Annotated in this window: 8 protein-coding genes; 5 read left to right on the forward strand and 3 right to left on the reverse strand. The window is 25.7% G+C overall.

The genetic code is table 4. From position 1 onward, the window contains the following. Positions 1-95: 95 nt before the first annotated feature. Positions 96-2,285 carry an ATP-dependent zinc metalloprotease FtsH gene (gene ftsH, locus MCAN360_RS00705; RefSeq protein ID WP_045433410.1) on the forward strand — a complete coding sequence of 730 codons (2,190 nt, stop codon included), beginning with the start codon at positions 96-98 and terminating at the stop codon, positions 2,283-2,285. Positions 2,286-2,440: 155 nt separating this feature from the next. Beyond that, the gene (locus MCAN360_RS05120; protein WP_045433411.1) at positions 2,441-3,745 is read left to right on the forward strand and encodes a hypothetical protein; all 1,305 of its coding nucleotides are present in this window, start codon (positions 2,441-2,443) and stop codon (positions 3,743-3,745) included. Positions 3,746-3,796: 51 nt separating this feature from the next. On the opposite strand, the gene MCAN360_RS05125 is transcribed toward MCAN360_RS05120, so the two are convergent. Further along, positions 3,797-4,414, reverse strand: a complete 618-nt coding sequence (locus MCAN360_RS05125) for a DUF402 domain-containing protein (protein WP_045433414.1) — start codon at positions 4,412-4,414, stop codon at positions 3,797-3,799. 136 nt (positions 4,415-4,550) lie between these two features. Between MCAN360_RS05125 and trmB the strand changes: the two genes are divergently transcribed. The 3 genes from trmB (at position 4,551) to MCAN360_RS05135 (ending at position 10,278) form a co-directional block, all read left to right on the forward strand. Continuing rightward, positions 4,551-5,156 (forward strand): tRNA (guanosine(46)-N7)-methyltransferase TrmB, encoded by a 606-nt coding sequence (gene trmB, locus MCAN360_RS00720; protein ID WP_045433417.1) that lies wholly within the window; start codon positions 4,551-4,553, stop codon positions 5,154-5,156. 122 nt (positions 5,157-5,278) lie between these two features. Continuing rightward, a complete protein-coding gene (gyrA, locus tag MCAN360_RS05130; RefSeq protein WP_045433420.1) occupies positions 5,279-8,020 on the forward strand; it encodes a DNA gyrase subunit A in 2,742 nt (913 codons plus the stop codon). A gap of 251 nt (positions 8,021-8,271) precedes the next feature. Further along, the gene (locus MCAN360_RS05135) at positions 8,272-10,278 is read left to right on the forward strand and encodes a variable surface lipoprotein (protein WP_045433423.1); all 2,007 of its coding nucleotides are present in this window, start codon (positions 8,272-8,274) and stop codon (positions 10,276-10,278) included. A gap of 72 nt (positions 10,279-10,350) precedes the next feature. Here MCAN360_RS05135 and MCAN360_RS00735 read toward each other — a convergent pair whose 3' ends face one another. Together MCAN360_RS00735 and MCAN360_RS00740 are read right to left on the reverse strand one after the other, a co-directional pair. Beyond that, a complete protein-coding gene (locus MCAN360_RS00735) occupies positions 10,351-11,217 on the reverse strand; it encodes an ECF transporter S component (RefSeq protein ID WP_045433427.1) in 867 nt (288 codons plus the stop codon). A 103-nt stretch (positions 11,218-11,320) separates the two neighbouring features. Next, on the reverse strand, positions 11,321-12,697 hold the full coding sequence (locus MCAN360_RS00740) for a M17 family metallopeptidase (protein ID WP_045433429.1): 1,377 nt from the start codon (positions 12,695-12,697) through the stop codon (positions 11,321-11,323). Positions 12,698-12,700 lie beyond the last annotated feature (3 nt).

Raw genomic sequence — 12,700 nt, forward strand, 5'->3', positions numbered from 1 at the left:
TTATAATAATGGATTATTAATTATTACAATTAATAAATTATATTTTTTTTATTTTAAATTCAAATAAAGAAAAAAAAGAAAGGAGGATTAAAATTATGAAAAATAATAAACCAATGAAATCACAAGAAAAAAGAGGCATTGGCCTTTTTGGAATTATAGGCATTTTTATTGGAATTATAGCTTTGGTAATTTTGATATTAATTATTATTGAACAGATCAAAGACGCGTCAATACGTTATAAAGATATTTTATTTCTAGAAAAAGTTGTCAGAGAATCTGCAAAAAGTCAAACTGATAATTTATTTATTTCAAATTGAGTAGAAAATACATATGCTGATACTCTTTCAGTTGTTGTCCAAGGAACTCCAAGTGAACTAGGAAATTTACTGAATAATCCAAGATATCCGCAAACTTCATATTCATTTACTGTTAATTTAAGTGGCTTACTTGAAAGACAACTTCCAGATTCATTGATAGCATGAACTGGACAAAAAACATATTTTGAAGCCATAAAAGCAGCTGCTACTACTCAAGGAAATATTGTGGGTGAAATAGCTTCTATTCCTGCTCCTAAACCAGGTATTTTTTCAAGATATATAAGCCCTGCAATTAATATATTATTTTTTGGAATAATTGTTATATCAATAATCTTTAGTTTAAAAAGTATGTCAAAAAGAGGTTTGGGTGGTGAATTAGGTTTTAATAATAAAACTCTAGCTCAAAGAATTTACTCAGATAAAAAATTCTCTGATATTGCCGGGAATGAAGAAGTAAAAGAAGAAGTTTTTGAACTAGTTGATTATTTAAAAAATCCTAAAAAATATGATTCAGCTGGTGCTAGAATACCAAAAGGTATTTTATTAGGAGGCCCTCCGGGCACGGGTAAAACATTAATAGCAAAAGCAACCGCTGGTGAAGCTAACGTTCCGTTTTTCTTTATTTCAGCTTCTAATTTTGTTGAAATGTTTGTTGGGCTTGGAGCTAAACGTGTAAGAGATATGTTTGAAGACGCAAGAAAACATTCTCCTGCAATTATTTTTATTGATGAGTTAGATGCCGTTGGTAGAGCAAGAGGTGCAGGAATTGGTGGCGGTAATGATGAAAGAGAGCAAACCTTAAATCAATTATTAGTTGAAATGGATGGTATCAAAGAAAATAGTGGTGTTTTAATAATAGCTGCAACAAATAGAACCGATGTTTTAGATCCGGCTTTATTAAGACCTGGTCGTTTTGATAGAACTATTACTGTCGGTTTGCCTGATATTAAAGAAAGAGAAGCAATTTTAAAATTACACTCAAAAGGTAAAATAATAGATCCTAAAATTAATTTTTCACAATTAGCAAGAAGAACACCCGGTTTTTCTGGAGCTCAATTAGAAAACGTTATAAATGAAGCTTCTTTATTGAGTGTTAGAGAGAGAACTCGTTTTATAACATTAGATCAAATAGATGAAGCAATTGATAGAGTAATGTCAGGTCCAGCTAAAAAATCTAGAACTATTTCACAAAAAGAAAATATCGCTGTTGCTTATCATGAAGCGGGTCATGCAGTTGTAGGACTTAAAATTAAAGGTGGTAATAAGGTTCAAAAAATAACTATAATTCCTAGAGGACAAGCTGGTGGTTATAATTTAATGATGCCTGAAGAAGAAAAATATAATCATTCTAGATCAGAGTTATGCGCTATTATTACATCATTTATGGGTGGTCGTGTTGCTGAAGCAATAATTTATGGAAAAGATAACGTTTCAACTGGAGCAAGTGATGATATTGCAAAAGCAACTTCAATAGCTCGAAAAATGGTTACTGAATGAGGTTTGTCAGATTTAGGTCCTATTAAATATGAAGAAGACTCTTCGAATCCATTTTTAGGTCGTGATTATATGAAAAATGCTTCTTTTTCAAGCAAAATAGGTCAAGAAATTGATGAAGAAATTAGAAAAATTATTTTAAATGCTGAGAAAAAAGCACACGAAATAATTTCTCAAAATCGAGAACTTTTAGAATTAATAAAGGATGCTTTAATTATTAAAGAAACTATTGTTGCTGAGGAAATTGAATATATTGCAAAAAATATGAAACTTCCAGAGGAATTAACAAAAACTAAAGAAAATTTAAAAGAAGAATATTCTGAAAAAGATTTTAATGTTCTATTTAATGAAGTTTTGGGCCAAAAAAATATAAGTGAAGATAAATATAAAAACGATTTAGAAAAAGAATTAGAAAAACATTCAATAAATGATGACAAATCTAATACTAATACCGATCCATCTTTAGAAAATTAACAATATTAAAAATAAAAAAATATTTTATATAATCATAGAATTTTTATTAAAATTCTGTGGTTTTATTTTTATTAAATTTAAACATAACATAATAAAAATAATACAAAAATAATATAATTTACATGTATAAGCAAATTTAAGGATATAAAAATAAAATGAAAAAAAGTTTAAAAATCTTATTACCAATAGCAACATTATCTACAACATTAATTGTTCCAATATCAGCAATTTCATGTTCAAAATTAGATAAAAGTGCATTAGAAACAAAAATTAAAGAAGTTAAAGAAAGTTCAAAAGAATCTACAAACACAGAACAAACTAAACTAGATTTATTAGCTGCTGCTACTAAAGCAGAAGCAGCCTTAGCTAATGCTAAAACTCAAGATGAAATTAACAAAATAAAGGATACATTAGAATCTGAAGTAGCTGCAATAAAAGCTAAAAACGGCGTTAATTCAGAACCAGAAACTCCTCAAAGCGATTCAAAAGAAGACACACTTATTAAAAAACTAGTTAACGTTTTTGAAATATTAGAAGATAAAAAAGATGAACATGCCCAAAAGCTTTTAAAAAAAGAAACAGCAATTTTTTATGAATGAAAAACTAAACAACTAGTTATTACAAAAAAAAGAAATTCTAGACCTAAATGAGATGACCCTAGTACGTTTGAATATGCTTTTAAATTAAAAGACGCAATTGATTTAGAAGGAACACAATTTGTTTCAAATGAAAGACCAACTTATCAAAATAGTAAAGGACAAACTAAATTACAACAAGGCTTAAAATATTTAGTACATGTAAAAAACCAAACAGAAAACGATGACAACACAAAAACAGTTGAATTTGAACTTGAAATATTATATAAAATAGCTACATATAGTAACGATGGAAATCATGCAATTTCTTCTGATTCTAATAGTTCAAAAATTTTATTATCTGTAAAAATAAATAAAGATGAAAAAATTAGTTCTGATGAGGATGGAAAATCAGCTGAAATTTCGGAAGAAACAGCAAAAGAAATTAATGAATGAGCAAAAACAACAAGTAATGTTTTTTCTTTATCTAAATCTATAAATAATAAAGAAGACATTAAGAATAAACTAAAAGCAAAGCAAATTGATTTATGATATAGCTATAGCCAAAATAAAATCGCTATGGTTGAAGTTGGAAAACATCCGCAATGAAAAGAATTAGAAGAAAAAGATTATTTATTTATTTCAAAAGATGATTTTGCTTGAAATCCTGGTGGAAAAAAATATCAATTAGCAAATGCAAGTGATCCAACATGAGTAAAAAAAGGTAAAACATCAATCAGTTCAAAAATTGATTATGAAATAAAAGAAGAAGAAGAAGGAAAATTTAAAGTTATTTTAAAATATAAAGGCGCAGAATTTATTGTGAACCAACCACCAAAAATTGGTACTGAAGTTATAACCCACCAAGAAATCGAAATTGCTTAATCAATTTATTTCAATTAAAAAATAGCAGTAAATAAAAAAGCTGCTATTTTTTTATATATCACCTGAATTAATTAACATTTTTGTAATATCATCAATCAATTTGTTTGAAAAAATTCCACGTTTTAATCTTCTTTGTTCTTCTAAAAAATCAAGTTCATCGTAAATACGATAAATTAATTTAAGTGGATATTTTAGTTTTACAATAGATTCTTTAAAATCACTTCAATCAATAACATTAAAATCAACTTCAGAATAACACTTGATATCTAAATCGAAATCGATATATTTAATTATTTGATCTTCAATAAAAAAAGGGCTCGCTAAATTTATATAAATATTATTTTTGCCATTTTCATTTAATGTAATCGAAGCATTATAAAATTTATTTTTTGCAAAGAAAAATAATACAGGTGTTGATACTACTCAATTAATGTTTAATTCTTGTACTTTGGTTTTCATTAACAGTACAACAACAAAATCATCTAAATTAGCAACGATTTTGCAACCTTCATATTGACGATATAACGTTCCATCATATTTAAATGCTTGAATCGATGTTAATTGACCCATTTCAAATAATTTTCTTTTTCTTTTTTTATCTTGTTTTTCTTCTAAATTTTCTTGTTGTATTAAATCATGAAAACTTCTAATTTCTTTATTAGAATTCATGGTTCTCCATAAAATAAAATATATTTCGATAAAAAATCAAACAATGTTTAATTAATTACTATCTATTATTATAAACAAAAGAATATAAAAAAATATTTTTTAATATTTTAAATATATGATAAGTTAAAATTTTACTATGAGATTAAGACATAATAAAAATGCAATTAATTTGCTTGAAGAAAGTGAATTTTATATTAATAAATTTCCTTATACAATTAAAAAAAATTCTGTTTTAGAAATCGGAATGGGTAAAGGTAAGATGCTATCTGAATTAGCTTTTTTACACCCTGAAATTAATTATATCGGAATGGAAAAATATTCTACTCCAGCTCTATCGGCGCTTAGAAAAATTAAAGATAAATCATTAAAAAATATGCAAATTATTGTACAAGATGCAGTAAATCTTTCTTCTTATTTTAAGGGAAAAATAAAAACAATTTGACTTACTTTTTCAGATCCGTGGCCAAAAAAAAGACATTTTAAAAGGAGATTAGTTTATAAAACTTTTTTATCACAATATAAAGAAATTTTAGATAAAGATGGGATTATATATTTTAAAAGTGATAATAAAGGATTATATGAATTTGCTATTGAACAATTAAATGAATTTAATGCAAATATTATTTACAAAACTGAAGATTTGCATAACTGTGATTTTGATATTGAAAATTGTTTAACTGATTATGAATTAAAGTTTAAAAATGAGGGTAAAAATATTTATTTTATAGCTTTTAATTTTTAAAATTTATTTAAATTAAAAAATATTTGTTCTTTTGTTCTTTAATGAACTTAAGAGCTATTTTTTTTATTATATTTTGTTATAATTAATATATTACTTATTGTAATATATTATAGGAGTTTGTTATGCTTTTAGATGACGAAAGAGATTTTGATTTATTAGATGAGGAAACTAAAAAAAATCAAGAATTAGATGAATACTATGTTCCAGATGAAGAAATAAGAAAAGTATTTGCTGATGAAAATAATGAAAAAGAGATTGAAGAAGATGAAGAAATTATGCCTCAAGATAAAGAGGGATATATAGTTCAAAGTCAAATTTTAGACAATGAAGAAAACGGTCTTAAACCAGCTGATTTAGCAACAGTTATGAAGAGTTCATTTTTAGAATATGCAATGAGTGTTATTGTAGCTCGTGCACTTCCGGACGCAAGAGACGGTCTTAAACCCGTTCATAGAAGAATTTTATATGGTATGAGTGAACTTGGAATGTTTTATAATGTGCAACACAAAAAATCAGCTCGTATTGTCGGGGATGTTTTAGGTAAGTATCATCCTCATGGGGATAGTTCTGTGTATGAAGCTATGGTAAGAATGGCGCAAGATTTTTCACTACGTTATCCATTAATTGACGGTCATGGTAACTTTGGTTCGATTGACGGTGACGCAGCAGCTGCAATGCGTTATACTGAAGCAAGAATGTCAAAAATTGCAGGTGCGATGGTTGATGGTATTAAAAAAAATACAGTTGACTTTATTGATAATTACGACGGTACTGAAAAAGAGCCAGTTGTTTTACCTTCAAGATTTCCTAATTTATTAATTTCAGGATCATATGGTATTGCAGTTGGTATGGCGACAAGTATACCTCCTCATAATTTAGGAGAGGTAATAGATGGTGTTTGTGCCTTAGCAAAAAATCCTAATATTACAATAGCGGAGTTAATGGATTATATTCAAGCTCCTGACTTCCCAACAGGTGGAATTATTTTTGAAAAAGACGGATTAATAAAAGCATATGAAACTGGGGTTGGGCGTGTTACAATTCGTTCAAAAGCCACAATACAAGAATTAAATAATGGTAAATCAAAAATAATTATTACTGAAATTCCTTATGGTAAAAATAAATCTAATTTAATTGAAAGTGTTGGGCATTTAATTAAAGATAAAAAAATTGAAGGAATTTTGGACTTTAGAGATGAATCTAATAGAGATGGAATAAGAATTGTTTTTGAAATTAAAAAGAATTTTGTTCCTGAAGTTATTTTAAATAAATTATTTAAATTAACTGAATTCCAAACTAGATTTTCATTTAATATGGTTGCACTTGTTAATAACGAACCTAAAAAACTTAATTTAAAATCAGCGCTTGAAGTCTATTTGGATCATCAAATAAATGTTGTTACAAGAAGATTACAATTTGATTTAGAAAAAGATTTATCAAGAGCCCATATTTTAGAAGGTTTAAAAATATGTGTAGAAAATATTGATAATGTAATTTTAATTATTAAAAATTCAAGTACAGATTCAGAGGCTCAAAGAAAATTAAGTCAAGAATATAATTTATCTGAAATGCAAACAAAGGCAATTGTTGATATGCGTCTTGGGAGATTAACAGGCCTAGCTATTGAGAAAATGAATGAAGAACTTTTTTTAGTTCATCAAAGAATAGATGAAAATAACAAAATACTAGCAAGTAGAGATTTATTAATAAACTTAATAATTAGTGAATTACAAGAAATAAAAATGTTATATGGTGATAAACGTAAATCAGAAATAAATTGAGAAGAAGTATCAGACATTGATAATGAAGATTTAATCCCTAAAAAAGATATTGTTATTACCGTAACTACTAAAGGATATTTAAAGCGTTTAAATCTAGAAGATTATAAAGAACAAGCACGCGGTGGAGTTGGTGTTTCAACAGCAAAGATTTATCAAGACGATGACATACAAGATATTTTAGTTGCTAATACACATACTGATTTACTTATTTTTACTACTAATGCAAGAGTATATCGTGTTCGAGGACATGAAATACCAATTGGCACAAAACAATCAAAAGGTACGCCAATTATTAATATTATTGGTTCTTTAGCGAGTGATGAAAAAGTAATTAAGATACTAAGCGTTGAAGACAATGAGTATGAAAAAGAAAAATTTTTAATTACTATAACACAAAAAGGTATTGTTAAAAAAACACATTTATCGCAATATAAGTTAATCAATAAAAATGGTAAGCTAGCTTTTGGTTTGAAAGAAAATGATATTCTAGTTGAAGCATTAGTTGCTACTGATTTAGAAGAAATTTATATCGCAGCAAATAATTCAAAAATTTGTAGATTTGATATTTCAAATATTAATTCAGTCGGAAGATTAGCAGCTGGGGTTTATGGTATTAAGCTTTCTGAAGGCGAAAAAGTTGTTTCAGCTTCAACTTCTAAAGAAGGAAAATATATTTTAAGTTTAGGTGCTGATGGATTTGGTAAACTAACACTAGTAGAAAGTTTTAGAAAAACAAAAAGAAATTCTCGTGGAGTTATAGCGTTAAATGATGACAAGGCAGGCAAAATGGTTTACTCTGCAGCTGTTAAAGGTACTGAAGATATTATTGTTATAACAGATGATGGAATTACAATTAGATTTTCATTAAAAGAAGTTAGTGTAACTGGTAGAAATGCAAAAGGTGTAAAACTAGTTAATTTAAAGAAAAGAAATGCATCTATTGTTGCTGTAGCTAAAATTATTGATGAAGCGAAAGAAAATCAAGTCGAAAGAGAATTAACTGAAAACGAGCTTTTAGAAATCACATCTGAAATAAATTTAGATAATTTAAACTCAAACGAAACAAAAAACATTTCAGATTAAACTTAAATTATTAATTCTTATATAATTTAAATGTATTCAACTAAAATAAAATGAATACTGCATAGTTGTTTAAAATCCCCTATAATGTGGGATTTTTATTATTTTTTTATTAAAATATAGCAAAGAAACAAAAAAATGTTAAAATAATTTTCATAAAATGAAAGAAATAAGAAGAATAAATTTTGTATATTTATTATAGGTTAGAAGCCCGCGATTTTGTGGGCTTCTAGTTTTTTTAAAAAGGAAAAAAAATGAAAAAGTTAAACAAATTTTTATTATTTATGTCATCAATAACAATATCAGTATCAATGCCACTTATAGCGTTATCATGCAATGATTCAAAAGTACAATTATTAGAAAAAAATAATAAAGAATTATTAAAAGTTAAAATTAGTCAATTTAAAGATTTTATTGAGTCAAATAAGGGTTCGATAGCTTTAAATAATAATGATGTTCAAAACTACAGTTTAGTTGTTGAAAATATAAATAAAGAATTAAATAAAGAATTAAGCAATGTTGAAATTTCAACTTTTTTATCATTAATAGAAAATTGAAAAAATGAAATTGATAAAAAAATAGCCTTATTAAAAACTAAAAAACCGGAAGAAATATTAGAATTAGCTAATAAGAAGCTAACTTTTAGTTATCCAAATATTGAAAAAACAAAACTTAAAGATGCCGATATAGAAAAAATAATAAAACATTTGCCTAAAGATTTTGAGTTAAGCCATTATAAAGCAGTTATTAATGAAGAAACACAAGATATAACTATAATATATAAATTAAAAATGAAAAACACTGATATAGTCCATTTAAAAAATCAATCTTTCGAATTAAAAGGTTGAGCAAAAACAGATGAACAAATTAAAGAAGAACAAGAATTAAAATTAAAATTAGAAGCTGAAATAAAGAATTTAAAAGTTAAATTTTTAGATGAAAAAGCTTATAAAAATGTATCTGAAACTAATTCAATTTTTAATTATGAAGGAAAGCCAAATTTTGTTGTTGATGAATATGATAAAGTTTTATTTAACTACGAATTATCAAATTTGGTTAAAAAAAATGAAAATGACTATACTATTGACATTACTTTATCTTTAAAAAGCGATAAAAATATTTCTAAAAAAGCAACAGTTGGTATTGATAAAGAAAAATATGGTAAAAATGGTTGAATAAATCCACACTCTTTATCTAAAGAACAACAAATTAAATTTTTAGAAGATGAAATAAATAAATTAGAAATATACCCTTATTATTCAAAAGATAAAACATTTTTAGAATTAGAAAAATATGATAAATTAACAGATAAGTCATATTGAAAAGCGCCAATTAATCATCAACTTTTATATGAATTTTCAGATATTAAAGATAATGAAAATGAAAAAACAATAACAGTTAAATTGTCATTTAAAGACCTTAAGGAAAGTGTTTTTGTTGTTAAAGATATTAAAATTGATTTAGCTAAGTTAGGAATTGATGAATTAAATAAAATAAGAAAAGAAAAAAATCAAGAGCCGCTTGAAGATCAAACGGCCCCTGCAGCTTCAATTGATAGTGAGTTAAAAATTGAAAAAATTAATTTAATAAATTATACTGATTCTGAAGAAGATAATAAAATTACTAATAATAATGGATATAAAATCATACATCAACAAATCCTAGATTCATTAGAAAAATCAAAATTATTAATTTTAAATAATAAAATAAAAAATAAAATTTTAAATGAAAAAGATAAATTTTTAGTAGCTCAATATTTTTTATATGATAATGAAAAATACAAAACAAAATCAGAAATTTTCTTTTATAGTAATTCGCCTAAATTTTCAGAAAATCAAAATGTTTTTATTTTTTCAAAACCAGAAATTGAAAATAATGAAATTAAATCTATTAAGGTTACAGTGGGATCACTAACAGATATTAATAGTCAAGATTATTCGAATTTAAGTTCAAAAAGAATTAAAATATTATCTAATGACGCCACCGGAGAAGATGAATTAAAAAGACTTGAATTACATCTTGAAATAAAACACAAAAAAATTCACAAGGATCCAGAATATAACGGTGAATATACAAATTTTGAAGATTTTGATTTAAATAAATTAGTTTATCCTAAAGAAATACTTGAAGGTTTTAAATTAATTAAACCAGATAAAAAGGAATTAACAAAAAATAAAAAGCAAATTTCAATAAAAACATATTACGAAAAAAACGGAATTAAATCATATTCATTTACCACTAAATTCCCTTTAAAAAAATAATTTAAAATTAAATAAAAATAAAACACTGAATTATTAAATCTTTTTTGATTTAGGATTTCAGTGTTTTTGTTATTAGTACGCGTTAATTTTTCTTGTAATATTTTTTATTTTTTTTCTTATTAATTTAATAACTGGATATATTGCAAATATTATTACTGAATAAATTGGAATTTCTATTAAACTTTTAAAAATAATTGGAATCATGAAGAAAAAATAATAATCTGAATATTCTCATTTACCACTTCTAAATCTATTATGGTAATTAATATATGCAAATGGACCTCATAATCATCTTGTAATAATTATGATTGCAAAAACAGTTAACATAATTATAAAAAATAAATACGATGAATATTTTTTAGATATATTTCTAGTAATTTTATAAAAAATAAATAATGTTAAAGAAATAAGTCATACAGTGCCAATACCAAAAGTAGATATGCCAATTACGGCATTAAGTGAAAATACTTTTTTTCTTTTTAAGGCAGTTTCTCTTATTGGGAATGAATCAACATTTTTAACTAAAATATAAATAAAAATAGCTGTAACTATAAATAAAAAAATAAATCCAGTTGTTCAAGATAAAGAATGTTTTCTGTTTAATCAATTTATAAAAAAACCTGCTAAAAAAGCAATTACAATTGGAATAATGGCATATTCTGGCATTCAAGTAGATATTCCAAAAATAACCTGATTTAATGTATCACATAGTAAACCAGCAATAGCTCCTTTCCAAGGCCCAAGAGCTAAACCAAAAATAATGTATATAGCATATGTTAAACTAATATTAAAAGCCCCGGTAAAAACATATTTCTCAATCATAGACATAATCATATAAATAGCTAAAAGTAAGCCAATTTGAGCTATTTCAAATACAGATAAAAGATGACTTTTTGTTTTTATATTTCTTTTGATATTTTGTATTCAACTAATTATCATTATCTTTTACTCCTCTTTATCCATAATTATTTTTGATTTTTTAAAAATAATTGCAAAACAAAAAAAGGAAATTATTCCTAATTTTGTGTATACCAATTTTATTTTATTCTGAAACTAATTCAGAAATTGTCTTGACCATTGCAAACATTGGTTTTTCATTAACATCACATGTACCTGCGACATCAAAATGAATATATTCAATATTATTTGTAAATTCTTTTAGGAACATAGCAGCAGAAGATGATCCTGCGTTTCCTGTAAAGTCAGTATTTTTTAAATCAGCAACAATTGATCCCTTAATAAATGAAGAAAATTCTTCATCAAATGGCATTCTTCAAACTAATTCATGTTGTTTGTCAGCTGCTTTTTTAACATCATCTCAAGCTTTATCACTAGTTGCTCAAACCCCAGTATAAGTATCCCCTAAAACTAAAATCATAGCCCCAGTTAGAGTTGCTACATCAATTAATCTTGTAGCTTTTAATTTAGTTGCTCCATAATAAAGTCCGTCAGCCATAACTAAACGACCTTCAGCATCTGTGTTATTGACCTCAACTGTTTTTCCGCTCATTGATGTTCAAACTGAATCAGGTAATGAAGCATCACCATTAACTCTATTATCTGTAATACACATAATAGCCGCAACATTTTTATTTGGTTTTGTTTGAGCAATTATTTTCATAACAGCTGCTACAATTGCCGATCCACCCATATCATATTTCATTCCAACCATGTGACGCCCTGTTTTGATGTTGTAACCACCAGAGTCAAAAGTAATACCCTTACCAACTAAAACTGTTTTTTCGTTAGAATTTTTGTTACCATTGTATTCGATTACGACAAATCTTGGTTCATACATCGAACCTCTATTAACTGATAATAAAAGCCCCATACCTAATTTTTCAATTTCTTTTTTATTTAAAATAGTTAACTTTAAATTTTTGTATTGTCCAAGTTCTTTTGCAACAGCAAAAGCTAATTGTTCAGAATTTAGTTCATTTGGTGGTGTTACACCTAAATCTCTAGCTCAATTCAAAGCTTCGGAAAGGATAACTGATTTATTAAAAAATTCCAAAAGCGTTTTTGAAGGATTTTCAATATATAATGAAAGAGAATTTTTATTTTCTTTTCTATAAATAGTTTTTTTATTAAATAATTTAGCAGCTGAAAAATTAATTCCTTTTGTAAAAGCATCAGTAGTATCAAAAATGCAAATTTGTTCTTCAACAGCAAAGGTATTTAAATCAATTTGATAATTTCTTGCAGCATTTAAACCTAACGAAACTGCAAAGTTATACATCTTATCAAAATTAATATTTTTTTTGTCTCCCATATATACATATGCGATGTTTTGTGATAAAAATTCTGTAATTGCAAATTCTTTTTTAACTAAATTTGTAGGTAATTCATCATTACTATAAACAGCTTTTAATAATAAGTAATCATTACGTTTTGTATCTAATTTTTTTATTAATTCCATAAT

The organism is Metamycoplasma canadense (assembly GCF_000828855.1).
Taxonomy (GTDB): domain Bacteria; phylum Bacillota_I; class Bacilli_A; order Mycoplasmatales; family Metamycoplasmataceae; genus Metamycoplasma; species Metamycoplasma canadense.